21 protein-coding genes and 1 other annotated feature are annotated in these 26,855 nt (G+C 37.3%); of the genes, 19 read left to right on the plus strand and 2 right to left on the minus strand.

The window, feature by feature from the left end; all coding sequences use genetic code 11:
- The first annotated feature begins 272 nt into the window (after nt 1–272).
- The 15 genes from B371_RS0119505 (at nt 273) to pyrE (ending at nt 18,075) form a co-directional block, all read left to right on the plus strand.
- Entirely contained in the window at nt 273–1,061 is a 789-nt protein-coding gene (locus B371_RS0119505; RefSeq protein ID WP_019416010.1) for an RNA-binding protein, read from the plus strand.
- A gap of 94 nt (nt 1,062–1,155) precedes the next feature.
- Complete coding sequence (locus B371_RS0119510) at nt 1,156–1,665, plus strand: DivIVA domain-containing protein (protein ID WP_019416011.1); 510 nt, start codon at nt 1,156–1,158, stop codon at nt 1,663–1,665.
- Nucleotides 1,666–1,730: 65 nt separating this feature from the next.
- Nucleotides 1,731–1,954, plus strand: a binding site (T-box leader).
- A gap of 135 nt (nt 1,955–2,089) precedes the next feature.
- Nucleotides 2,090–4,852 carry an isoleucine--tRNA ligase gene (gene ileS / locus B371_RS0119515; RefSeq protein ID WP_019416012.1) on the plus strand — a complete coding sequence of 921 codons (2,763 nt, stop codon included), beginning with the start codon at nt 2,090–2,092 and terminating at the stop codon, nt 4,850–4,852.
- Nucleotides 4,853–4,944: 92 nt separating this feature from the next.
- A complete protein-coding gene (gene lspA / locus B371_RS0119520; protein ID WP_019416013.1) occupies nt 4,945–5,430 on the plus strand; it encodes a signal peptidase II in 486 nt (161 codons plus the stop codon).
- Nucleotides 5,431–6,357: an RluA family pseudouridine synthase gene (locus B371_RS0119525; RefSeq protein WP_019416014.1), complete on the plus strand. Its 927-nt coding sequence runs from the start codon at nt 5,431–5,433 to the stop codon at nt 6,355–6,357.
- A 191-nt stretch (nt 6,358–6,548) separates the two neighbouring features.
- Nucleotides 6,549–7,085, plus strand: a complete 537-nt coding sequence (gene pyrR / locus B371_RS0119530) for a bifunctional pyr operon transcriptional regulator/uracil phosphoribosyltransferase PyrR (protein ID WP_026023144.1) — start codon at nt 6,549–6,551, stop codon at nt 7,083–7,085.
- Between the two features lie 18 nt (nt 7,086–7,103).
- Nucleotides 7,104–8,414, plus strand: a complete 1,311-nt coding sequence (locus B371_RS0119535; protein WP_019416016.1) for a uracil-xanthine permease family protein — start codon at nt 7,104–7,106, stop codon at nt 8,412–8,414.
- Nucleotides 8,415–8,609: 195 nt separating this feature from the next.
- Nucleotides 8,610–9,485, plus strand: a complete 876-nt coding sequence (locus tag B371_RS0119540) for an aspartate carbamoyltransferase catalytic subunit (protein WP_019416017.1) — start codon at nt 8,610–8,612, stop codon at nt 9,483–9,485.
- Nucleotides 9,486–9,487: 2 nt separating this feature from the next.
- Complete coding sequence (locus B371_RS0119545) at nt 9,488–10,768, plus strand: dihydroorotase (protein ID WP_026023145.1); 1,281 nt, start codon at nt 9,488–9,490, stop codon at nt 10,766–10,768.
- Nucleotides 10,765–11,865 (plus strand): carbamoyl phosphate synthase small subunit, encoded by a 1,101-nt coding sequence (locus tag B371_RS0119550; RefSeq protein WP_019416019.1) that lies wholly within the window; start codon nt 10,765–10,767, stop codon nt 11,863–11,865. The genes B371_RS0119545 and B371_RS0119550 overlap by 4 nt, the downstream gene beginning before the upstream one ends.
- A complete protein-coding gene (gene carB / locus B371_RS0119555) occupies nt 11,858–15,055 on the plus strand; it encodes a carbamoyl-phosphate synthase large subunit (protein WP_019416020.1) in 3,198 nt (1,065 codons plus the stop codon). Before B371_RS0119550 ends, carB begins: the two co-directional genes overlap by 8 nt.
- Nucleotides 15,052–15,828 carry a dihydroorotate dehydrogenase electron transfer subunit gene (locus tag B371_RS0119560; RefSeq protein WP_019416021.1) on the plus strand — a complete coding sequence of 259 codons (777 nt, stop codon included), beginning with the start codon at nt 15,052–15,054 and terminating at the stop codon, nt 15,826–15,828. The genes carB and B371_RS0119560 overlap by 4 nt, the downstream gene beginning before the upstream one ends.
- On the plus strand, nt 15,825–16,736 hold the full coding sequence (locus tag B371_RS0119565; RefSeq protein WP_019416022.1) for a dihydroorotate dehydrogenase: 912 nt from the start codon (nt 15,825–15,827) through the stop codon (nt 16,734–16,736). The genes B371_RS0119560 and B371_RS0119565 overlap by 4 nt, the downstream gene beginning before the upstream one ends.
- Entirely contained in the window at nt 16,733–17,443 is a 711-nt protein-coding gene (gene pyrF / locus B371_RS0119570) for an orotidine-5'-phosphate decarboxylase (protein ID WP_019416023.1), read from the plus strand. The genes B371_RS0119565 and pyrF overlap by 4 nt, the downstream gene beginning before the upstream one ends.
- Nucleotides 17,443–18,075: an orotate phosphoribosyltransferase gene (gene pyrE / locus B371_RS0119575; RefSeq protein WP_019416024.1), complete on the plus strand. Its 633-nt coding sequence runs from the start codon at nt 17,443–17,445 to the stop codon at nt 18,073–18,075. Before pyrF ends, pyrE begins: the two co-directional genes overlap by 1 nt.
- Nucleotides 18,076–19,335: 1,260 nt before the next feature.
- Here pyrE and B371_RS0119585 read toward each other — a convergent pair.
- Nucleotides 19,336–19,674 (minus strand): DUF3889 domain-containing protein, encoded by a 339-nt coding sequence (locus B371_RS0119585; RefSeq protein WP_019416026.1) that lies wholly within the window; start codon nt 19,672–19,674, stop codon nt 19,336–19,338.
- 556 nt (nt 19,675–20,230) lie between these two features.
- Nucleotides 20,231–21,922 (minus strand): NFACT family protein, encoded by a 1,692-nt coding sequence (locus B371_RS0119595; RefSeq protein WP_019416028.1) that lies wholly within the window; start codon nt 21,920–21,922, stop codon nt 20,231–20,233.
- 375 nt (nt 21,923–22,297) lie between these two features.
- On the opposite strand from B371_RS0119595, the gene gmk reads away from it, so the two are divergent.
- The 4 genes from gmk (at nt 22,298) to priA (ending at nt 26,837) form a co-directional block, all read left to right on the plus strand.
- The gene (gene gmk / locus B371_RS0119600; protein ID WP_019416029.1) at nt 22,298–22,918 is read left to right on the plus strand and encodes a guanylate kinase; all 621 of its coding nucleotides are present in this window, start codon (nt 22,298–22,300) and stop codon (nt 22,916–22,918) included.
- A complete protein-coding gene (gene rpoZ, locus B371_RS0119605; RefSeq protein WP_019416030.1) occupies nt 22,918–23,142 on the plus strand; it encodes a DNA-directed RNA polymerase subunit omega in 225 nt (74 codons plus the stop codon). The genes gmk and rpoZ overlap by 1 nt, the downstream gene beginning before the upstream one ends.
- A 76-nt stretch (nt 23,143–23,218) precedes the next feature.
- Nucleotides 23,219–24,433 (plus strand): bifunctional phosphopantothenoylcysteine decarboxylase/phosphopantothenate--cysteine ligase CoaBC, encoded by a 1,215-nt coding sequence (coaBC, locus tag B371_RS0119610; protein WP_019416031.1) that lies wholly within the window; start codon nt 23,219–23,221, stop codon nt 24,431–24,433.
- On the plus strand, nt 24,423–26,837 hold the full coding sequence (priA, locus tag B371_RS0119615; RefSeq protein WP_019416032.1) for a primosomal protein N': 2,415 nt from the start codon (nt 24,423–24,425) through the stop codon (nt 26,835–26,837). The genes coaBC and priA overlap by 11 nt, the downstream gene beginning before the upstream one ends.
- Nucleotides 26,838–26,855 lie beyond the last annotated feature (18 nt).

The following is a 26,855-nucleotide window of genomic DNA, read 5'->3' on the forward strand; positions in this document are numbered from 1 at the left end:
CGCCTGTAACGGAAATCATAACTGTAAACCAAAGTTGATACTATATGGAATGTCCTTCTAGACACACTTAAATCATTTGTCTTAAAGGATCGGGCGCACTTACCCGGTTTTTCTTAGCAACGAATTATGTGAAAGTGCGTTGTAACGGAAATCACAAGTTTTGAATAGAAGGCTGTCTTATTCTTCAGGTTATAGTGCAGTAGGTTTGTATTTTCTTAAATGGACCGGACGTATTTTGTCAGGTTTTAATTACACTGAAAGGAAGAACAATAATGGACCAAGTATTTCAGCACTTTAGGAAAGATGAACAACCATTTATTGAACAAGTTAATGGTTGGTTAAGAGAAACGCATGATCGCTATGCACCGAAATTGATTGATTTTCTAGATCCAAGACAACAGTTTATTGTCCAATCTTTGGTTGGCCAATTTGATGATGTACTATTATCTTCTTTTGGTGAATTTCCAGAAGCTGAACGCAAACGAATGCTGATTTCCCCTCCTTACTTTGAAGCAACTGAAGAAGACTATAATATTTCAATGTTTTCAATTAGTTACCCATCAAAATTCGTTAAATTAGAACATCCAGATGTATTAGGTTCTCTTATGTCACTTGGTCTTGATAGATCTAAATTTGGAGATATACGTGTTGATGATAGTAGAGTTGAATTTGCTGTCGCATCAGAAGTGGCTGATTTTGTAAGTATGAATATAACTTCAATTGGTAAATTCAAAGTTAAAGTGGAAAAACTGTTACCTGATCATCCATATTTAGAAAATAATAATGTATGGGTGGATGAAACTTATACTGTGAGTTCGATGAGATTAGACAATATTACTGCATCATTATTTAATATTTCAAGACAAAAAGCTTCTATGCTTATTCATAGTGGGAAAGTTAAAGTGAATTGGGCAGTCCGTGAACAACCGGCGTTTGAACTTCATGAATTCGATTTATTATCTATTAGAGGATATGGGCGAATCCAAATAGGCTTAATTGAAGGAAGAACGAAAAAAGACAAAATTCGACTTCAAATTAGCAGAATCGATCAGAGATTATAAAAATTTCAAGAAAATTCGTATTTGTACTGCAAACAATGACAATGAACTGTATAATAGTTGGAAACGATGTAAGAATGAGAAGGGGAGAATATAAATGCCACTATCACCACTAGATATTCATAACAAAGAGTTTGGTCGTGGATTTCGAGGCTACAATGAAGACGAAGTTAACGAATTCTTGGAACAAGTGATTAAAGATGTTGAACTTCTATTAAAAGATAAGAAAGAACTTGAAGAGAAATTGAAATCGTCTAGTGAGCGCGTGGGACACTTTACTACTATCGAGATGACGCTACAAAAATCAATCGTCGTTGCCCAAGAAGCTGCAGAAGAATTACGCAGAAATTCTCAAAAAGAGGCGAAATTAATTGTAAAAGAAGCAGAGAAAAATGCAGATCGAATTGTCAATGAGTCCTTGACAAAAGCTCGTCGTATTGCGCTTGAAATTGAGGATTTGAAAAAACAATCAAAAGTATTCCGTAATCGTTTTAAGATGCTAATAGAAGCCCAACTTGATTTAATAAATACAGATGACTGGGATCATTTAATGCAATATGAAATAGATACAAGTGATTTAGATCGATTAAATTCAAAAGAAGATTAGGCTTAGCTTGACGACAGCGGAATCATTCCATATAATATCTACATATATTAATAATAAATAGTTTTGACAAAACGTTGATAGAGACAGTACTTTGAAAGCACAGTATAGCGATTCGAGGATAGTGAAAGCTCGAACAAGTTGCGAACAAAAGAAAATCACTCTTGAGTTAAATCACTGAACTTGATTATGTAAGTGATTTCGGTTTCACTCCGTTAATGTGATCTAAGCTGGCAACATGTAAATGGTGCAACTAGGGTGGTATCGCGAGTAATAACTTCTCGTCCCTTCATTGGGATGGGAAGTTATTTTTAGTTTTAAGAAAGAGCTTGGTGGTACTTTCCACTTGACTCTCACAGGAGGGTCATAAGACGGTGGGTAGTATCCACGTCTATAGGCTTCTAACATTATTGAGGAGGTTTTTTAGTTGGAATACAAAAATACATTATTAATGCCTAAAACAGAGTTTCCTATGCGTGGAGGTTTACCTACAAGTGAGCCTGCAATGCAAGCAAGATGGGATGATATGAAATTATATAAAAAAGTTTTAGATCGAACAAAAGATCGACCAAGTTTTATCTTACATGATGGTCCTCCATATGCTAACGGCGATTTACACATGGGTCATGCTTTAAATAAAGTATTAAAAGATATGGTCGTACGTCACAAATCGATGACTGGATTCTATGCACCATTTGTTCCGGGTTGGGACACACATGGCTTACCAATCGAGCAAGCATTAACAAACAAAGGCGTAAAACGTAAAGAAATGACGTTAGCTGAGTTTCGTAACTTATGTGAAACCTATGCATATGAACAAATTGATCGTCAACGAAATCAATTTAAACGACTAGGAGTTCGTGGAGATTGGGAAAATCCATACGTTACTTTAAAACCATCTTATGAATCCCGTCAAATTGAAGTTTTTGGTGAAATGGCAAGAAAAGGTTTTATTTTTAAGGGGTTAAAACCAGTATACTGGTCTCCATCAAGTGAGTCTGCGTTGGCTGAAGCAGAAATTGAATATAAAGACAAAAAATCTCCTTCGATCTATGTTAGTTTTGAACTAACAAATGGTAAAGGTATTGTTGCAGAAGGAACAAAAATTATTATATGGACGACTACACCATGGACAATTCCTGCTAATTTAGGAATTTCAGTACATCCAGAAATTGAATATGCAGTTGTGGACGTAGCTGGCACACACTATCTTTTAGCAAAAGACTTGTTAGAATCTGTAGCTTCTGTATTGGAATGGGAGTCTTATGAAACCGTTCAAATTGTTAAAGGTGAGCAAATGGATCGCATGGTTGCAAAACATCCGTTATACGAACGTGATTCTTTAGTGATGTTAGGTGATCACGTAACAACTGAATCAGGTACAGGTTGCGTTCATACGGCTCCTGGACACGGGGAAGAAGACTTTTATGTAGGGAAAGCTTATGGTCTTGAAGTATTATCACCACTTGATGATCGTGGAGTTATGACGGCTGAAGCACCAGGGTTTGAAGGTTTGTTTTATGATACAGCAAACAAAAAAATTACAGAAGCTTTAGAAGCTGTCGGTGCATTAGAAAAGTTAACATTCTTTACGCACTCGGCACCGCACGATTGGCGTACGAAAAAGCCTGTTATTTACCGTGCGACTTCCCAATGGTTTGCATCGATTGATGCATTCCGTGCTGAATTATTACAAGCAATTAAAGATACATCCTTTACACCGGCATGGGGAGAAATTCGTCTCTTCAACATGGTGCGTGACCGAGGAGATTGGTGTATTTCTCGCCAACGTGTTTGGGGAGTACCAATTCCAGTCTTTTACGCTGAAGATGGAGAGCCAATTATTACTGAAGAAACGATTTCACATGTATCAAGTCTCTTCCGCGAACATGGTTCAACAGTTTGGTTTGAACGACAAGCAAAAGAATTGTTACCACAAGGATTCTCACATCCAGGTAGCCCAAATGGTCTTTTCACAAAAGAGACGGATATAATGGACGTTTGGTTTGATTCAGGGTCATCCCATCAAGCAGTACTTGATGAACGTGATGATTTAGTTTACCCTGCTGATCTTTATTTAGAAGGATCAGACCAATATCGTGGATGGTTTAATTCATCATTAACAACAAGTGTAGCGATTAATGGGCACGCCCCTTACAAAGGAATATTGAGCCATGGATTTGCGCTAGATGGTGAAGGTCGCAAAATGAGTAAATCAATTGGTAATGTTATTGACCCGGCAAAAGTTATGAATCAATTAGGTGCTGATATTCTTCGTTTATGGGTTGCTTCTGTCGATTATACAGCTGACGTTCGAGTTTCTGATTCCAATTTTAAACAAGTCTCTGAAGTGTATCGTAAAATTCGTAACACTTGCCGATTCCTACATGGTAACGTAACAGACTTTAACCCAAAAGCTGATAGAGTAGCATTTGAAGATTTACGTGAAGTGGACCAATACATGTTCATGAAACTTCAAGAATTGATTGAAACAGTTCGTAAAGCATATGATAGATATGATTTTGCAAGTGTTTATAACGCAGTAAATAATTTTGTTGCTTCTGATTTAAGTTCTTTCTATCTCGATATTGCAAAAGATGTTGTATATATTGAAGGACAAGATCATTTACACCGACGTGCTATGCAAACCGTAATGTATGACACATTAATTGCACTATTAAAACTGACAACACCAATTCTCCCGCATACAACTGATGAACTTTGGGTCTTTTTGACACACGAAACAGAGGAAAGTATTCAATTGACGGACTTCCCAGAGGCAACAACTCATGCATCGTTTGAAAATCTACGGACGAAGTATCAACAATTGATGCTTGTACGCGATGATGTCTTGAAAGCTTTAGAAGAAGCTCGAAACGCAAAAATAATTGGGAAATCTTTAGAAGCGAAAGTAACAGTTTTCGTGAATAAAGAGTTATTAGATGCATTTGATACTAATAAAATTGATTTTGCTCAGTTCTTTATTGTTTCAGAGTTTGAGCTTGCAGGTCTTAAAGAAGAAGCTCCTGAAGATGCATTAAATCTTCATGTTGCAGCAGTTATTGTAACGAAAGCACAAGGCGAAAAATGCGAACGTTGTTGGACAATTTCGTCAAAAGTTGGCGACAATGACAAACATCCAACATTATGTCTTCGATGTGCAGATGTGGTTGAAAAGTATTACGTTTAAAAGAAAAGAGCTGTCCCCTTTGGACAGCTCTTTCTGTCTGTTTGTATTATGTGGTAAACTAGCTTAGATACTTGCGTAACGGGGGAAGATACTTGTATATGTTTTATTTAGTTGCAATTGTTATTGTGGCAATTGATCAGTGGACAAAATGGCTAGTAATAAAAAATATGGAACTAGGGGAACGAATTGTATTACTTGAACCAACATTTGCATTTCTATCTCACCGCAATCGTGGAGCAGCATGGGGAATGTTAGAAGGTCAAATGTGGTTATTTACAATCGTCACGATAATTGTAATCATAGGTATTTTATATTATTTCCATAAGGAAGCTAAAGGAAAGCCATACTTTCAACTTAGTTTAATGGTTTTACTTGGTGGAGCAATTGGGAATTTTATTGACCGTCTAATGCATGGTGAAGTCGTAGATTTTATTGATGTTCTTATTCCAATAATTAGGTATGATTTCCCTATTTTTAACATTGCAGATGCAGCATTAACAGTTGGGGTAATAATGTTGATTATCGTATTATATTTTGAAGAAAAAGCAGAAAAAGCTGCAAAGAGAAAAGGTGAATAGATGGAAGATTATACGTATAAAATTTCAGAAGAACAAAAAGGTGAACGTATCGATAAAGCTCTAGTTTTACTTGAGTCTGATTGGTCTCGTAGTCAAATTCAAATTTGGTTAAAAGATGGTGCTGTATTAGTAAATGGTGAAACTGCAAAACCAAATTATAAAGTAAAATTAAATGATGTCATTACCGTCAAAGTTCCTGACGTGGAAACACTTGATATTGAGGCAGAGAATTTAAATCTTGAAATTGTATATGAAGATGAGGATGTACTAGTTGTAAATAAACCTCGTGGTATGGTTGTACATCCAGCACCTGGTCATGCATCAGGTACTCTTGTTAATGGCTTAATGTATCAAGTAAAAGATTTATCTGGTATTAACGGAGTCTTGCGTCCAGGAATTGTACACCGTATTGATAAAGATACTTCAGGATTATTGATGGTTGCGAAGAATGATAAAGCACATGTGTCATTAGTTGATCAACTTGTTCATAAAACGGTTACTCGAAAATATACAGCCTTGGTTCATGGGCATATCCCTCATGATAAAGGAACGATTGAAGCACCAATTGGGCGTGATGCTCGTGATCGTCAGAATATGGCAGTAATTGATAAAGGAAAACATGCAGTTACTCATTTTCGTGTTATCGAACGTTTTGGTAATTTCACATTAGTCGAATGTCGTTTAGAAACAGGGCGTACTCACCAAATTCGTGTTCATATGAAATACATTGGATTCCCTTTAGCAGGAGATCCAAAATATGGACCGAAAAAAACGATAGATTTTGACGGGCAAGCGCTTCATGCTGGTGTTGTAGGTTTCATACATCCACGCACTGAAGAATACATGGAATTTGAAGCCCCATTACCAGAAGTATTTAATGTTCTACTTGAAGAATTAAAAATGAACGTTGACAGCACAGAGAAGTAAACCTATACTAAATAATAACGAACTGAATAGTACAACCTTTAAAGACAGTCCAGAGAGACTGAGAAGGTACAAGTGAAAAGTCATAAAAGCGCATATAATGTGTTTTTTTAGCAAACTTATTCTAAACTCACACCCTCTCATCCACTATGGACGAGAGGGTTTTTATTTTGAGGAAAGGAGTGTACGTGATGGTGGAAAAAGCAAACATACTTGATGGACAAGCTATTAATCGTGCGCTAACTAGAATTGCACATGAAATTATTGAACGTAATAAAGGAATTGAAACATGTATTTTAGTTGGTATCAAAACACGGGGAGCGTATTTAGCAAACCGTTTAGCTGAAAAAATCGAACAAATCGAAGGAAAACCTATAAAATCTGGAGAACTTGATATTACACTTTATAGAGATGATTTAACCATGAAAACAAAAAATAGAGAACCACTTGTTCAGCAAGTCGATATTCAACATATTGTAACTAATCAAAAAGTCATCTTAATCGATGATGTACTCTTTACAGGGCGCACCGTAAGAGCAGCAATGGACGCAGTGATGGATTTAGGTAGACCAGCTCAAATTCAATTAGCTGTATTAATTGACCGAGGTCATAGGGAATTACCGATACGAGCAGACTATGTAGGGAAAAACATCCCAACAGCAAGTTTGGAGCGAATTGTCGTTCGATTAAATGAAACTGATGACGAAGATAGCGTGACGATTCACGAATAACGAAATGGGGACAACGATATGACGAATATTCAAACGGTTTTAGACATACACGATAAACCATCACCAGGAAAATTAACCACACTGAGTATTCAACATATGTTCGCCATGTTTGGTGCAACTATCTTGGTTCCACAGTTAGTTGGATTAAGTCCAGCTATCGCACTTTTAACAAGTGGAATAGCAACTTTAATATTCTTGTTCGTAACGAAATGGCAAGTACCAGCTTATTTGGGATCATCTTTTGCCTTTATCGTGCCGATAATGGCGGTTACGGAGATATCAGGTATTGGCAGTGCGATGATAGGAAGTTTGTTTGTGGCACTTGTTTATTTTATTGTTTCATTGGTAATTTGGAAAACAGGTTATGAATGGATCATGAAATTATTACCGCCGATTGTTGTGGCTCCCGTAATAATTGTTATCGGATTAGCGTTATCACCTGTTGCAATTGACATGGCTATGAACATCGATACAAATGGTGACAATATAAAAGAATACAGCATGTTACACTTCTCCGCAGCTCTTGTCACATTGGCTGCTGCAGTAATCACTACACTTTTCTTTAAAGGTATTCTTAGTTTAATGCCAGTTCTTATAGGCATCATTGTTGGATATGTATATTCATTAATTATCGGCATTGTGGATTTTTCAACTGTATTAACTGCAAAATGGATTAGCGCACCGGATTTCTTACTTCCAGGAATTGATTATGAATTTATCGTAACTCCAACGTTACTATTTCTTATGGTGCCGATTGCGATTGTAACTATTTCTGAACACATCGGTCATCAGTTAGTTCTAGGTAAAATTGTCAATCGAGATTACATTAAAGAACCAGGCCTGAATCGTTCACTACTTGGTGATGGTTTGGGAACGTTTATAAGCGGACTAATTGGTGGACCACCTAAGACAACTTATGGAGAAAATATCGGCGTTCTTGCTATTACGAGAGTGTACAGTGTTTATGTTATTGCAGGTGCAGCTATTTTAGCCATATTATTTTCATTCCTTGGCAAAGTTATGGCTCTTATTGCTACTATCCCTACAGCAGTTCTTGGGGGAATCTCCATCTTGCTATTCGGGATCATTGCGTCTTCAGGTCTCCGTATGTTAGTTGATAACAATATTGATTTTGGAGATAAGCGAAATTTGGTTATTGCCTCGATTATATTAGTAATCGGTATTGGAGGAGCGAAACTTCACTTTTCGGATACATTTGAACTAGAAGGTATGGCATTAGCTGCAATCATAGGTGTTCTTTTAAATCTTTTATTACCTGGTAAATCTCAGGAAGCAGTTCAAATCGAAGATAACATCAAAAAAAAATAAATCCTTTTAAAACCTAGTCCAGAGAGGCAGGTAAAGGGAAACCAACTGTTAAAGTTCCAATGGATCTTTACTTAGGTTACCCCTTAAGCCTCTCAACATTGTTGAGAGGCTTTCTTTAGAGGTTGTTCAAAAAGACCACTGAAAATAGAACTCTTTTGAGATAATCTTTATTTAAAGAAGTAGGGAGGCAATATAGTGAAGAATCTCTTAAGCATGAATGACTTAGAAATAAATGAAATTGAAATGATTTTAGATAGAGCTCTAGAACTTCAGCAAAAAGCCTCTAGTAGTTTAAAAAAGCAATTTACAGTAGCGAATTTATTTTTTGAACCTAGCACGCGAACGAAATTGAGTTTTGAAATGGCAGAACGAAAACTTGGACTGCATGTATTATCTTTTGAAGCAGGAACATCTAGTACGATTAAAGGTGAAAGTTTGTATGATACCGTCAGAACATTGGAAGCAATCGGAGTCGACGCGGTAGTCATTCGTCATGAAAAAGATCAGTTTTATGAAGAACTCTTGTCAGGTTTAAACCTTGCCATCATTAACGCTGGTGATGGGACGGGACAACACCCATCCCAATGTTTATTAGACCTATATACGATTAAACAAGAATTTGGAAAGTTTGAAGGCATCAAAGTAACAATAGTAGGGGACATTTCACATAGTCGAGTTGCCAAATCAAACGCACTAGCACTAAAAAAACTAGGAGCTCATGTCACATTCCTATGTCCTCCAGAGTGGCAAGGTGAATTTCATTCAATTTCTAAATGGGAAAAAGTATTACCGACTACAGATGTTATTATGTTATTGAGAGTACAACATGAGCGGCATATAACAACAAGTTCTTATACTAGAGAAGCGTATCATGACCAATACGGTCTTACACAAGCGCGTTATGATCAATTAAAAGAAACCGCAATAATCATGCATCCTGCTCCTTTTAATCGAGATGTAGAAATCGCAAGTGAATTAGTTGAGAGTGACAAATCACGTATTTTTAAGCAAATGCACAACGGAGTTTTCGTTCGGATGGCGATACTAGAATCTGTATTAGAGGAGAGATAATGATGAAGAAATTCATTCACAACATTCAATTGCTAAATGATCAAAACTATTTAATAGAGGGTTCTTTATTAATTGAAAACGGCCGCATCATCGATGTGAACCCGAAATACCCTCCCCAAGTAGATGAAATTATTGATGGTAAAGGACATTTTGTCTCTGCAGGATTTATTGACATTCATGTGCATTTACGACAGCCGGGCGGAGAACAAAAAGAAACGATTGAAACAGGTACGCATGCCGCTGCAAAAGGTGGGTTTACTACAATTTGTACAATGCCAAATACAAGGCCAGTTCCAGATACAGTGGAAAACTTAGAGCATGTTAATCTTCTTATAAAAGAAAACGCTAAAATTCGAGTTCTTGCTTATGCATCAATCACCATCCGCGAAGCTGGAAAAGAACGAACAGATTTAGCTGCATTAAAGGAACATGGTGCATTTGCATTTACAGATGATGGTGTAGGGGTGCAGGAAGCGGGTATGATGTTTGAAGCGATGAAAGATGCAGCAAGTTTAAACATGCCAATTGTTGCACATTGTGAAGATAACTCCCTCATTTACGCTGGAGTTATGCATGATGGCAAGAGAAACAAAGAACTTGGATTAAAAGGTATACCAGCTATTGCAGAATCTGTTCATATCGCCCGAGATGTATTACTTGCTGAAGCAGCGGGTGCGCACTATCATGTTTGTCATGTTAGTACGAAAGAATCTGTTCGTGTAATCCGAGATGCAAAAAAGGCTGGTATTCATGTAACTGCTGAAGTCAGTCCTCATCACTTGTTACTGTGTGAAGATGATATTCCAGCAAACGATGCGAATTGGAAAATGAATCCCCCACTTCGAGGGAAAGAAGATTTACAAGCTTTATTAGAAGGATTAGAAGACGGAACACTTGATTTCATCGCAACAGACCATGCACCTCATACAGCACAAGAAAAAGGAAACGGGATGGAACAAGCTCCTTTTGGAATTGTTGGACTAGAAACAGCCTTCCCTCTTTTGTATACGCATTTTGTAAAGACAGGTAAGTGGACTTTAACTCAGTTAATTGATTGGTTGACTCAAAAGCCAGCAGATGTTTTTGGCCTACCATACGGACGCTTGAATATGGGAGAGTCAGCAGACCTAGTATTTATTGATCTAGCAAAAGAAAAAAACATAGATACTGCTGAATTTGTCTCGAAAGGAAAAAATACCCCTTTCCAAGATTGGACATGTACTGGGTGGCCCGTTAGAACGATGTTTGAAGGAAATATAATTTGGGAGGATGAGAAATCATGATGACAAGAAGTCTTATTTTAGAAACTGGCGATGTATTTAATGGAATTTCATTCGGTAGCGAGAAAGCAAGTGAAGGAGAAGTCGTATTTACGACTGGTATGACAGGCTACCAAGAAACTTTATCTGATCCATCTTACTGTGGACAAATTGTCACTATGACTTATCCATTAATCGGGAACTACGGAATTAACAGAGAAGATTTTGAGTCGATTGAACTTGCGATAAAAGGAATGGTTGTACGTGAAGTTGCTGATTCACCTTCAAACTTTAGAAGTAATGCCACGTTAAATGAATTGTTTGTTTTGAAAAATATCCCCGGCATCGAAGGGATTGATACACGGAAACTAACACGAATCATACGTGAATTAGGTTCTGTAAAAGGTATCTTAACCGAGGCGGGCGTTGAAGTAAATGTAGATGAAGTAGTAACTAAATTAAAAAATACTACATTTAGAACAGATCAAGTAGCGCAAGTATCTACGAAACGTCCTTACCCAAGTCCAGGTCGAGGACAACGTGTAGTATTAGTTGATTTTGGCATGAAACATGGTATTTTACGTGAACTAAATAAACGAAACTGTGATGTAGTAGTAGTTCCTTATAACACTACTGCAGAAGAAATATTGGCTATTTCTCCTGATGGTATTATGTTGTCAAATGGACCTGGAGATCCAAAAGATGTACCAGAGGCTATTACAATGTTACAAAACTTAATTGGGAAGATTCCGATTTTTGGAATATGTTTAGGTCATCAACTCTTTGCTCTTGCATGTGGAGGAGATACATTTAAATTGAAATTTGGTCACCGAGGCTCAAATCATCCAGTCAAGGACTTAGAATCTGGTCGTACCGATATCACGTCTCAGAATCACGGTTTTTCTGTAGATCCAGACTCCTTAATAGGGACTCGTCTAAAAGTGACACATATCGCATTAAATGATGGCACTGTAGAAGGTTTAAAGCATTTAGATGTAGCAGCATTCACTGTCCAGTATCACCCTGAAGCTTCACCAGGACCAGAAGATTCCAACCACTTATTTGATCGTTTTATCGAATTAATGCGTGCCAATGTGAAAGGAGACAAACAACATGCCTAAACGTCAAGATATAAAAACAATTCTCGTTATTGGGTCTGGCCCAATCGTTATTGGACAAGCAGCTGAATTTGATTATGCGGGAACACAAGCTTGTCTTGCATTGAAAGAAGAAGGATATCGGGTAATATTGATTAACTCCAATCCAGCAACCATTATGACAGATACAGAAATTGCAGAGAAAGTGTATATTGAACCCATAACACTTGAATTTGTAAGTCGTATTCTTCGAAAAGAACGTCCAGATGCGTTACTTCCAACTCTTGGAGGTCAAACTGGTTTGAATATGGCGATCGAATTAGATCAATCAGGCATATTAGATGAATTAAATATTGAAATATTAGGTACAAAATTAGAAGCAATTCATAAAGCTGAAGATCGCGATCTCTTTAGAACATTAATGAATGAATTAAATGAGCCAGTACCAGAAAGTGATATTATTCATAACTTGGATGAGGCTCATAATTTTGTGAAACGAATTGGATACCCGGTTATTGTGCGCCCGGCATTCACTCTTGGAGGTACAGGTGGAGGAATTTGTCACAATGATGAAGATCTTCAGGAAATAGTCACAAGTGGCCTTAAATATAGCCCAGTTACCCAATGTTTATTGGAAAAATCGATTGCAGGGTATAAAGAAATTGAATACGAAGTAATGCGAGATTCTAAAGATAACGCTATTGTTGTGTGTAACATGGAAAACGTTGACCCCGTGGGTATTCATACGGGAGATTCAATTGTTGTCGCACCCAGTCAAACACTATCTGACCGAGAATATCAAATGTTACGTAATGTGTCATTAAAAATTATTCGTGCCTTGAAAATTGAAGGTGGATGTAATGTTCAGTTAGCGCTAGATCCTCATAGCTTTAACTACTTCATCATCGAAGTGAATCCACGTGTTAGCCGTTCTTCTGCATTAGCATCAAAAGCAACTGGTTATCCAATTGCAAAATTAGCTGCTAAAATTGCTATCGGCTTAACATTAGATGAAATGATGAACCCAGTTACGGGTAAGACTTACGCATGTTTTGAACCCGCATTAGACTATGTTGTTACAAAAATACCTCGTTGGCCATTTGATAAATTCGAATCGGCAAAGCGAAACTTAGGAACACAAATGAAAGCAACAGGCGAAGTGATGGCGATGGGCAGAACCTTTGAAGAATCAATACTGAAGGCTGTACGGTCTCTTGAAACAGGCCAATTCCACTTAGAATTAAAAAATGCAGATAAAATGAGCGATGAATGGATTGAAAAAAGGATTCGACGTGCTGGAGATGAGCGTTTATTCTTCATAGGAGAAGCTTTAAGACGCGGTGTGACAATTAATACGATTAATGAATGGAGTCAAATCGATTTATTTTTCCTTCAAAAATTTAAAAATATTGTAGATTTTGAACAAGTTCTTGCTGCACATCCATTTGACTTTACAGTTGCCAAAAAAGCTAAGCGTATAGGGTTTGCAGATCCTACTATAGCAAAATTATGGGGAACTACTGAACTAGAGATTTACTATTGGAGAAAGGAACACAACTTGGTTCCGGTTTACAAAATGGTTGACACTTGTGCAGCCGAATTCGAATCAGAAACACCTTATTTTTATGGCACATATGAAGATGAAAATGAGTCCATTAAAACAGATAAGGAAAGTGTTATTGTTCTTGGATCAGGTCCTATCCGGATTGGGCAGGGCGTAGAATTTGATTATGCTACAGTTCACTCCGTCTGGGCAATTAAAGAAGCAGGGTATGAAGCCATTATTATTAATAGTAATCCAGAAACAGTTTCTACTGATTTCTCGATATCAGACAAGCTTTACTTTGAACCATTAACGATTGAAGATGTTATGCATATCGTTGACCTTGAGCAACCAAAAGGGGTAGTCGTTCAATTTGGTGGGCAAACAGCAATTAATTTGGCTGCTAAATTAGAAGAACGTGGTGTTCGCATCCTTGGTACTACTTTGGAAGATTTAGATCGAGCTGAAAACAGAAACAAATTTGAGCGTGCTCTTCATGAAATTGGAATTCCGCAGCCTATGGGTAAAACAGCAGTCTCACCAGATGAAGCAGTATTGATAGGAAACATGATTGGTTATCCTGTACTTGTTCGTCCTTCATATGTATTAGGAGGACGTGCTATGCAAATTGTCTACAATCAAGAAGAACTAGCGCATTATATGGAAAATGCCGTTGAGGCGAGTCCAGAGCAGCCTGTATTAGTTGATAGGTACTTAACAGGAATCGAAATCGAAGTAGATGCTATCTCAGATGGAGAAAATGTTTGTATACCAGGAATTATGGAACACATAGAGAGAGCTGGAGTCCACTCAGGAGATTCAATAGCTGTGTACCCTCCTCAAAATTTATCAAAAGAACATATTGAAACGCTCGTAGATTATACAACACGTTTAGCAAAAGGATTAAATATTATTGGGTTATTAAATATTCAATACGTAATCTCTAAAGGAGAGGTTTATGTAATAGAGGTAAATCCTCGTTCAAGTCGAACTGTGCCTTTCTTAAGCAAAATCACGAATATTCAAATGGCTAAAATTGCTACGAAAGCAATATTAGGACAATCCTTACCTTCACAAGGAATTGCTAATGGTCTTGCGCCTTCTCCACGTGGTGTATTTGTGAAAGTTCCAGTATTCAGTTTTGCGAAACTACGCAGAGTTGATATTACTTTAGGACCTGAGATGAAATCAACGGGTGAAGTTATGGGGAAAGATAGCACATTAGAAAAAGCTCTCTATAAGGGATTAATTGCTGCAGGAATGGAAATCAAAGATCATGGTAATGTTCTGATGACTATTGCTGATAAAGACAAAGAAGAAGCAGTTTCTATTGCTAAACGATTTATATCGATTGGTTACCAAATCTTTGCTACAGAAGGTACAGCAGAATTATTAGAACAGGCTGGAATTCAAGTTAGAACGGTTAATAAAATTGGTAGCAAACAGCCTACACTGCTTGATTACATTCAAAAAGGCGAGGTACAGTTTGTCATTAACACGTTTACAAAAGGACAAAAACATGAGAGTGATGGTTTCAGAATACGAAGAGAATCTGTTGAAAATGGAATTGCCTGTTTCACTTCATTAGACACAGCTGAAGCAATGCTTCGAGTCATTGAATCTATGACATTCCAAGCAGAGGAAATGCCGAAACAGGGGGTGTTTAAATGATTCGACAAGAGCGCATGCGTGTCGTAAAGATTAAGGAAATTGCTCATAATATTTTTGAGATGATATTAAGTGGACAACTCGTTCATGATATGAAGAGTCCTGGACAATTTGTTCATATACGTGTCTCAGACAGCTATGAACCCTTATTACGACGTCCGATCAGTATTGCCTCTATCGACCGTGACAAATCGGAATTCACTATCATTTACCGTGCAGAAGGAAGAGGTACTACACTTCTTTCATTAAAAAGTATAGGACAAGAAGTCGATGTACTTGGTCCACTAGGGAATGGTTTCCCTGTTCATGAAGCAATAGCTGGAGAGACAGTTTTATTAGTGGGAGGAGGAATTGGAGTTCCCCCTCTTTACGAATTATCAAAAAAACTTGTTGAAAAAGGTGTTAAACCTATCCATATTCTAGGTTTTCAAACTAAAGAAGTTGTTTTCTATGAAGAGGAATTTCTTGAACTTGGAGAAACACATATTGTCACTGTCGATGGGACGAGTGGTCATCAAGGTTTTGTGACAACTGTCTTAGCGGATTTAAAACCAGACTTTACAACATATTTCACATGTGGTCCAACAGCAATGCTTGTCGCTATGGAAAACATGTTTCCTGATAAAAAAGGATTTTTATCGTTTGAAGAACGTATGGGGTGTGGACTTGGTGCATGTTTTGCATGCGTTTGTAGAACTACAGAACAAACAGCCGTCGATTATGTGAAAGTTTGCAGCGATGGGCCAGTATTTCCAGCTGGGGTGGTGCAAATATGAATCGTTTAGCTGTAAATTTACCAGGATTATCATTAAAAAACCCAATAATGCCGGCTTCAGGTTGCTTTGGATTTGGTAAGGAATACGCACAGCTTTATGACCTTTCAAAACTAGGTGCGATTATGATTAAAGCAACTACACTTGAAACACGATTGGGCAATCCGACTCCTCGGGTAGCTGAAACATCATCAGGAATGCTAAACGCAATTGGGCTTCAAAATCCAGGTTTGGAAAAAGTGATTTCTAATGAACTTAAATGGCTCGAGCAGTTCGAAGTACCAATCATTGCAAATGTTGCGGGTACCTTAACGGAAGATTATGTTGAAGTTGCCAAACACATTTCAAAATCCAAAAATGTTCATGCACTTGAATTAAATATCTCGTGTCCTAACGTCAAATGTGGGGGAATTACATTTGGTACAGATCCAATTGTAGCTGCTGAACTTACAGCAGCAGTAAAAGCGGTATCACAAGTACCTGTATATGTAAAATTATCCCCTAATGTAACTGATATAGGAGAAATAGCTCGAGCTGTAGAAGCTGCTGGAGCGGATGGTATCACTATGATTAATACACTTGTAGGCATGCGATTAGATACAAGAACGGGGAAACCAGTCATTGCGAATGGAACAGGGGGGTTATCGGGCCCTGCTATTAAACCTGTTGCGCTAAGAATGGTATATGAAGTAGCCAAACAAGTCTCCATTCCAATTATCGGTATGGGCGGAATTGCAACAGTAGATGATGTCATTGATTTTATGTCTGCAGGAGCAAGTGCAGTAGCAGTTGGAACAGCAAACTTCGTAGATCCATTTGTTTGTCCAACTATTATCGAACAATTGCCTGAGAAGTTAGATTGGTTAGGCTTAAACCATGTCACTGAATTGATTGGTAGGAGTCACTTATGAATATTAAAAACCCAATAATTGCACTTGATTTTTCAACTAAAGCAGAGGTATTTAAATTTTTGGAACCCTTTGATGAAAGACTGTTTGTGAAGGTTGGAATGGAACTTTATTTTCAAGAGGGTCCAACAATTGTCAATGAGTTAAAAAATCGAGGGTATGATGTTTTTTTAGATTTAAAATTGCATGATATTCCTAATACCGTTAAATCTGCAATGAGAGGACTTGCAAGTCTTGGAGCAGATTTGGTTAACGTCCATGCAGCTGGTGGCATTCAGATGATGGAAAGTGCGTTAGAAGGCTTAGAAGCAGGCACTCCAGCAGGACAACAACGCCCTTTAATTATTGGTGTAACACAATTAACATCAACAAGTGAACAGCAAATGAAAGAAGAGCAACAAATTAACCTATCTTTACAAAATTCAGTTCTACATTATGCAGCTCTTTGTAAACAATCGGGGCTAGATGGAGTTGTTTGTTCAGTTTTGGAAGCGGCAGATATTAAGAATCAATGTGGAGATGACTTCCTACGTGTAACACCAGGCATTCGCCTACATGAAGGACTGGGACATGATCAAATCCGAATTGCTACTCCAAGAATAGCAAAAGTGGAAGGTTCTTCGTTAATCGTAGTTGGCAGAGCTATTACACAATCAGCAAATCCGGTAGAAGCATACAAACAAGTGAAACAACAATGGGAGGCAAAATAATGACAAGTCAACAACATGAAATTGCGAAAGCTTTACTATCAATTGGTGCTGTTGAATTACGCCCACAAGATCCGTTTACATGGACGTCTGGAATAAAATCCCCTGTTTATTGTGACAATCGATTAACGATGTCAAGTCCAGTTGTTAGAAAAAAAATTGCAGAGGCATTGGCCAAGAATATTCAAGAATTTTTTCCGGAAACTAATGTGATTGCAGGAACAGCAACTGCTGGAATTCCACACGCTGCTTGGGTGAGTGATGTACTCAATTTACCCATGGTATATGTTCGTTCAAAGGCCAAAGAACATGGTCGTGGAAATCAAATTGAAGGAAAAATTGAATCTGGTCAAAAGGTAATTGTTGTGGAAGACTTAATTTCCACCGGTGGTAGCAGTATTGATGCAGTTCGAGCTCTTGAAAGACAAGGGTGTGAAGTACTAGGTGTGGTCTGTATTTTTACCTATCATTTAAACCGAGCGGATGAACTGTTTAAAGAAGCTGGAGTTCCTTATGTTAGCTTAACCAACTTTGACGCTTTGATCGAAGAAGCTACACTTGCCAATCAAATTAGCAAAGAAGACAAACCTCAACTAATTGCATGGCATGAAAAATTAAAGCATGGACAATTATAAGGTTGAATATGAAAAGGGCTGTCCCAAAAGTCATTAAAAATGACTTTAAGGATTGCCCTCTTTTAAATAACCAGTATTCCCGGTATTTTAAGGAGTAGGTTCTAGTATGATACCGCTGATTTGCGCTCCAGGCGGACGCTTTCCACGGGGCGGATGGCGAGCCTCCTCAGGCCAACAGGGTGTTGGCCCGAGGAGACTGAAACCATGCCCGCGAAAAGCGTCCACCGTAGCGGAAATAAACGGGTTTCTATGGTTACCCTTCTTAAAAGGACCAGGCGCACTTACCCGGTTATTCTTACAAGATAAGAAACCACCATAGCTTACGTTTCACGTTAGCACCATCTACCATGAAAAGTATTCCTCAATCAAAAAAAGGTTAGTGGTATTCGATAATACATATAATAACAATACGACCAGACCGAACATAATGTGGTGGATACTGAAATAATATATTCTTCATAAGAAACTGGTTGTGACAGTAAAGAAAGAAGTACCATTTACGGTGTTAAGAGCACGTATACAAAAAAGACTATAGAGTGCCAAGAACCCCGTGTTCATGGTGTTTTTAGTATATGGAGACTTACATGATAAAACAGAATTTCTTTAATTGACTCTCGTTAACCTGATTAATGTTAGTCGCGATTTCCTTTTTTAGCAACGCAGGTTTCTTCTCAGAGAAAGTAAATTTTTTTCAGTGATATATTCTTGTTTAGAAATTCTATTTAATTTAGGTATGAGAACAGATCGGACGATTTTTTATATATATTTTTAAATCTATATTTGATCACGGTTATTTTAAACAGGTGAATAATTGTAGTGCAAGGTGGCGACTCCAGCGGAAAAAGCGAGTCCAGTGAGACCCCGCAGGAGCGCACAATGGAACAAAGGCGAAAGAACGCCTCAACGCGAGGCAACGCCTTCGTGACCAACACCCTGTTGGCCTGAGGAGGCTCACGGACCGCCCGCGGAAAGCGTCCGCCTGTAACGGAAATTACAAGATATCAATAGAAGGCTGTCATATTCTACAGGTTATAGTGCAGTAGGTTTGTGATTTCTTAAAGGACCTGGCGTACTTTGCCCGCTTTTTCTAAGGGACTTATTCTCTTCCGTTAGCAAATTGCAACCTTCTTACATCAATTAATATTGCCCATCATGGGATGGGAGATATTCTAAAAATGAATCTAAAGCTTAATCTTTATCAACATATAATCATTGAGAAAAAAGCAACTTGAGCGTATGAACTTACTTCGGTTGTATATCTTATCTAGAAGTTTCTTCATATTTGATATCAACTACTTTTTCGGTTTTGGTAATGTATTCAATTCTTACAAAAACCCCAAATTCCTTGTTAGCCTCTTTTAACCATAGCTTAAATGTTTCAATTGTTGATTCGCCTACAATCTCGCTTCCTACATGCTTATAGTCAATAATGTTCGCATTGGGATATGTTGATTGCGTCTCTTTCATAGCAATCTGACCCCACTTAGCGTAGGATGGGATTTTTTGTATTACATGAGCAACAGTTGAGAAATGTGTTGGTGCTGGATTAAATGTAATCAAAATGAGTGCTGTTCCAAGTACAATCAATATTTTAAGCATATGATTTCATCTCCTTTTTTATAGGATGAGTTATATGCTTAAAATCATCCCAAATCGTGACGTTTTAAAAACAATTACTTTCATATGAGTATTTATTTCGTTTTAGGAGAAACTTGTGTAACCGATGAGTTTTTTAAAGTTAACTTAGTTGCTGAGTTTGGTAATTCAATTGAAATGTACTAATAAAATAAATGAGATGGGAGATATATTTCCAGGCTCTTTTTAAAATTCAATAGTGGAAAATTGTGATTACCTAATAGAGATTAGAAAACCTAGAAGAATAGATTGTTGTATATAGAGGGAATTTTATATGGAGTCATGGTCCTTGTATACAATATAAAAGAAGAAAAAAGCCGAGGAAGTGACGAAGTCACTTTCCTCGGCTTTCATTCAATAGTTTATGATGCAGTGGATTTGTCGTCCAAAGCGATCCTGAAACTAAAGCTGATGAAGTATAAGAAATCCTTTTACAACTGATTATCATTTGTACTTCCTACAAATACCGGAAAAAATTTATCCATTTCTCTTACATTGTATTTGCAATAACTAAGGACCATTACTTCCGTAATTTCCTCACAATATCCTCACTAGGTGTCACAAATACTGTCTTTTGTTCAAAATAAATAACGAAGCCTGGTTTGGACCCATTTGGTTTTTTTACATGACGAACTTGGGTATAATCGACAGGCACTGAAGAAGATTCACGCGCTTTGCTAAAGTATGCAGCTAACATAGCGGCTTCTAAAATTGACTCTTCATCTGGTTCAATATCATGTATTACAACATGGGACCCTGGAATATCTTTCGTATGGAACCACGTTTGAGATTTGCTTGCAAGTTTAAAGGTTAAATAATCATTTTGCTTGTTGTTTTTCCCAACTGAAATTGGCAATCCTGTAGAAGACACAAAAGACTCTGGTGTTGGCTTAACTATTTTTTTCTTCTTCTTAGAAATTTTTGCCTTCATCCAGCCTTGTTCTGCTAATTCTTCACGAATTTCGTTAATGTCTTGAGGTGATGATTGCATCACTTGTTGTTGTAGCATTTCTAAATAATCAATATCATCTTTTGTTTTATCAAGTTGTTGTTGCGTTTTTAATAAAGCAGTTTTTGCTTTGTTATATTTCGTATAAAAACCTTGTGCATTCTCAACAGGAGTTTTTCTAGGACTTAATGCAATTTTTACTACCGCATTATTCTCGTCATAGTAATTCACGACCTCAGCTTCTGCCATCCCTTTTTCAAGAGTGTATAAGTTTGCCATTAACAGTTCACCATGAAGTTGGAATGTTTCCAGTTTTTCAGCGTTCGTTTTATCTTTTGTAAGTTTTTTCGTTTTTAATTTCAACTTGCCAAGTTCATTTTGTAACCAGCGTTCTAAGTCACCAGCCTGTTGTTTCACTCGGTCACGTTCAGCACGTGCAAAGTATACTTTATCAAGTAGGCCTCCAAGAGACTGATAAGGTGTTTTATTTCCATCAATATGTTTCAAGTCGATACTTGAAAAAATTGCTTTGTTTCCACTTTCTATATACATGCCAGATGGAGTGTTTTGATCAAAACTTTCTAGGAAATTAGTATACACTTTGTAGCTTTCCTGTTTAACATTTCCAAGACGATAAGCAAGTTCTTTTGCATGTAAAGGAGAAAACCCTGCAAGTTGTGAAAGAAATTCATGAGGTAAATCCTCAGATTCCAAAATAGATAGAAATGTTGATTCATCCACTGTATATGGATTGACCTTATCTTGTTTTGGAGGTGCAATATGAGGCTGACCTGGTAATATAGTTCTATAGCTATTAACAGATGGTGATAAATGTTTTAAACTATCTAAAATAAGATTTCGAGAAGGGTCTACTAATATAACATTACTATGTCTACCCATTATTTCGATATGTAATTCTCTTACCATATCGTCACCGATTTCATTTTTACTCTCAACACGTAATATAATTACTCGATCCATATCAAGTTGAGAAACTGAAGAAATAAAACCACCTTCTATATGTTTTCTAAGTAGCATACAAAACATAGGTGGTTCTGAAGGGTTATCAATGCTTTCGTTCGTAACATGTATTCTTGAATATGAAGGGTGAATCGATATAAGCAACCGGCTATTCTTACCACCAGCACGAATTTGTAATATAATTTCTTGTGAGTTAGGTTGATGTATTTTAGAAATTCTTCCAGATACAAGATGCTGAAGTTCATGTGTCATTGCTTTTGTAAATAAACCATCAAATGCCATAAGTACTCCTCTTTCAAAACGTTTTGCTCTATCTTATCATTTTATAAGGGGAATGTGATATAATTATCTTAGTTTGTAACAAAGATAGTTGGAGTTCTGATAGGAGAAATGGCCGTAAAGAATTAGAGATTTAATAAAATAGGTTTGGTAAAGTTATAGTAGCCGAACTAATCATCTCTATTTTTCATCAGAGTTAGCGCTTTCTAAGCGTCTAGTTCAAGATATAACGAAAAAGATTTCCAATTGACACAACCTATGGTATAAACCCGAGCTATGCTTATATGTATAGTGAACAATGCTTTGATGACCCTTTTATGGTGAATTAAAGTACAGTGTAGGTTATGATAAGGCAGAATAGATAAAAAGAGGGATTGAATGCTAAAAGAGCGTGGATTGTTAATCGTCCTTTCAGGACCATCTGGCGTTGGGAAAGGCACTGTGCGAAAAGAACTGTTTTCTCAACCCGACACAAATTATGAATATTCGATTTCTATGACGACAAGAAAGCCTCGTATAGGCGAAGTCGATGGTGTTGATTATTTTTTTAAATCCCATGAGGATTTTGAAGAACTAATTGGGGAAGGTCGTTTATTGGAATACGCTTCTTATGTAGGTAATTATTATGGCACACCATTGGATTACGTAAATGAGACGCTAGACGCAGGTAGAGATGTATTTTTAGAAATTGAAGTACAAGGTGCATCGCAAGTTCGGGATAAAGTACCTGACGGATTATTTATTTTTTTAGCACCACCAAGTCTTTCTGAATTAGAGCAGCGTTTAATAGGTCGCGGTACAGAAACAAATGAAGTAATTGCTTCGCGTATTTTTGCTGCAAGACAAGAACTTGAAATGATGAACTTGTATGATTTTGTCGTCGAAAATGACGAGGTGCAATTAGCATGCGATCGCATTAATGCGATTGTCACTGCTGAACATTGCCGTAGAGAACGTGTTGAAAGAAGATATCTGTCTATGTTGGAAGGGGAATGTTAATGTTATATCCATCAGTTGATGAACTAAAAAGCAAAATCGATTCAAAATACTCACTAGTGAGTTTGGCATCAAAACGTGCACGCCAATTACAAGAAGAAGGCGGAGAACGATTATCTTCTTATAAATCCGTAAAATATGTTGGAAAAGCATTAGAAGAGGTAGCTTGTGGTGCTCTAACCAAAGAAGACCAAGATGAATCAGCTATTTACGAAGACGAAATATAAACCCTATTAGTAACGAAAACTCCCTAAGACAGATAGATGCTTTGGGAGTTTGTTGTTTGAGAAAGGAAGAATGGTCATGCTAGCAAACAAAAAAATCTTATTGTGCGTATCTGGTGGTATTGCAGTTTATAAAGCTGTTGCGCTCGCTAGTAAATTATCACAAGCTGGAGCAGATGTTAAAGTTATTATGACGGAATCAGCTACAAAGTTTGTACAGCCCCTGAGCTTTCAAGTTATGTCTCGAAATGATGTGTATACGGATACGTTTGATGAACAAAATTCAAAAGTCATTGCTCATATCGACTTAGCTGATTGGGCAGAGTTAGTTATTGTTGCTCCCGCGACCGCGAATGTTATCGGCAAACTAGCAAATGGATTTGGCGACGATATGATGACTACAACACTTTTAGCAACAACTGCGAAGGTATGGATTGCCCCAGCAATGAATGTACATATGTATGATCACCCAGCAGTAAAACGCAACATAGAGACACTTGCCCAGGATGGTTATCAATTTATTGAGCCATCAGAAGGGTTTTTAGCATGTGGCTATGTGGGTAAAGGAAGACTAGAAGAACCAGAAAAAATTGTGTCGTTAGTGGGATCATTTTTTCAACATAGCAATTTTCTTTTAAAAGGGAAGAAAGTAATCATTACAGCAGGTCCAACTCGTGAGCTAATAGATCCTGTAAGATATTTAACTAATTTTTCTTCTGGAAAAATGGGATATGCCCTTGCCGAAGCGGCCGTCAAAATGGGTGCTGAAACCATCCTTATATCAGGTCCAGTTTCTCTACCAATCCCTTATGGGGTGAAAGTTGAGCATGTGGAAAGTGCAGAACAAATGTTGCAAGCCGTTTTAAATCATTATGTTGGTGCTGACATTGTAGTCAAGACAGCAGCAGTAGCTGATTATCGACCTAAAGTTATTTATGACAAGAAAATGAAAAAAAAGGTTGGCGACTCAACTTTAGAACTAGAACGGACAAGCGATATTTTAATGACACTTGGTCAAAAGAAAACGACTCAACTTTTAGTAGGTTTTGCTGCTGAAACAAACAACGTCGAAACGTATGCTAAAGAAAAGCTATATAAGAAAAATGCTGACTATATTATTGCGAATGATGTTACACAAGCAGATAGTGGTTTTGGTACAGATAAAAATACAGTTACCGTTATCGGCAAAGAAAATTATGTTCAACATTTTGATAACATGACTAAAAAAGAATTAGCCTTAAAACTATTTGAAACAATATTGGCACACCAACAGGAATTGCAACATGTACGCTGAGGTAATTGTTGACGTATCAGCTTACCCTATTGACAGGCCGTTTGATTACTTGGTTCCAGAGGTGTATCAAGCAATAATTGAAAGTGGAAGTCGCGTAAAAGTCCCTTTTGGTAATCGCCAAGTTCTTGGGTACATTACAGCCCTAAAAAACGAGACAGATGTTCCAACAGATAAACAAAAACCAATTGGTGAATTATTAGATATTGAACCTGTTTTAACGCAGGAGATGCTTGCAATGACCAAGTGGTTAAAACGACAAACATTATGTTATGAGATTGATGCGCTTCAAGTAATGCTTCCATCTGCGATGCGTGCAAAATACGAAAAAATGCTACGAATTGTAGACGTTAATGCAGAGTTGCCTGAAAGTGTTCAAGCGCTGTTTCAACATAAAGACAGTGTCGAACTAAAAGCAGATGAATCAAAAGAGCTACTATCTATTATTAAGAAATTAGTGAAAGCAAAGATTCTCGTTTTAGAAACATCTGTTAAACAAAAGACTGCTGTGAAAAAAGTGAGAATGGTCAATATTGAACCGGATGTAGATCGCTTACAAATGATTTATGAAAGTATTTCTAATCAAGCCAAAAAGCAAAAAGATGTAGTCAAATGGATGATGGATAATGTAGGTACATGTATTGCTTCAACGGACCTGTTAAAGCTACTTAATACTTCAAATGTTGTCTTAAACGCGGTTATTGAGAAAGGTGCAGCCACTTTTGAAATGGAAGAAGTGTACCGAGATCCGTATGCAGAAAGAACAATTGACGTTTCTACAAAGCACTCATTAACGGATGAACAACAGCTCGCATTGAATGAAATTATTCATTCATATAATAAACATGAGGCCAGGACATTTCTTTTGCACGGAATCACTGGCAGTGGTAAAACCGAAGTTTATTTACAAGCAATTGAGCGTTCATTAAGTGATGACAAAGAAGCCATTGTCCTTGTTCCCGAAATTTCACTTACTCCTCAAATGACCAATCGATTTAAAGAACGTTTTGGTTCTCTTGTTGCTGTATTACATAGTGGTTTATCTGTGGGAGAAAAGTATGATGAGTGGCGTAAAATTAAACGTGGTGAAGTAAAAGTAGTAGTTGGTGCTCGTTCAGCAATCTTTGCTCCTTTTCAAAATATTGGTTTGATCATTTTAGATGAGGAACATGAAGGTACCTACAAACAGGATGATTCCCCTCGCTACCATGCAAGAGATGTTGCTATATGGAGAAGTGAATTTCATAACTGTCCTGTCATTTTAGGAAGTGCAACTCCTTCCCTTGAATCCTACGCACGAGCCAAGAAAGGTAATTACACTTTGTTAACCTTGGAAAATAGGGCAAGAGGTCAAGAACTACCACAAGTATCAGTTATTGATATGCGCGAACAACTAAAAAATGGGAATAGATCTATGTTTTCATTAGAATTAGCTGAAGCTATTCACAGTCGCCTTGAAAAAGAAGAGCAAATGGTATTGTTCTTAAACAGACGGGGCCACTCATCATTTGTCTTGTGTAGAGATTGCGGTACCGTGGTAGAGTGTCCAAATTGTGATATTTCTCTGACGTATCATAGGCATCAAGAACGGTTAAAATGTCATTATTGTGGAGAAGAATCCCGAGTACCGAATATATGTCCAGAGTGTAATAGTGAACATATCCGATTTTTTGGAACGGGGACCCAAAAAGTTGAAGAGGAAATTGCTCGTTTGTTTCCAACCGCTCGAGTACTACGTATGGATGTAGATACAACGCGTAAAAAAGGTTCCCATGAGCATATATTAAACTCGTTTGGAGAAATGAAAGCGGATATTTTGCTTGGTACTCAAATGATAGCGAAAGGGCTTGATTTTCCAAATATCACGTTAGTAGGAGTATTATCTGCAGATACAACTCTTCACCTAGCAGATTTTCGAGCTGCAGAAAAGACATTCCAGTTGTTAACACAGGTAAGTGGACGAGCTGGAAGACATGATAAAAAAGGTGAAGTAATTGTTCAGACATATAGTCCTGAACACTATGCAATTCAATTTGCACAACACCACGATTTTATCGCTTTTTACCACCAAGAAATGATTAATCGCAAACAATTTACTTATCCACCTTTTAGCTATGTAGTACTTATTCAATTCACGCATGAAGACGTTTTAATGACAGCTGAATATTCTCATAAAGCAGCTAAGTGGCTCAACGAAAATCTATCCGATACAGTAGAAATTATTGGACCTACAGCTTCATCAATAAGTCGAGTACAAAATAGATATCGCTATCAATGTTTGATAAAATACAAAAAAGAACCTATGCTCCCGGATATATTACAACAATTAATTCGTATTTACCGTACAGATTGGATGAAAAAAGGAATTTTGATGTCAATTGACTTGAATCCTTCTTCTATCATGTGAGCAGAAACGAAATGAGGA

This window comes from Paenisporosarcina sp. TG20 (genome assembly GCF_000286315.1).
Taxonomy (GTDB): domain Bacteria; phylum Bacillota; class Bacilli; order Bacillales_A; family Planococcaceae; genus Paenisporosarcina.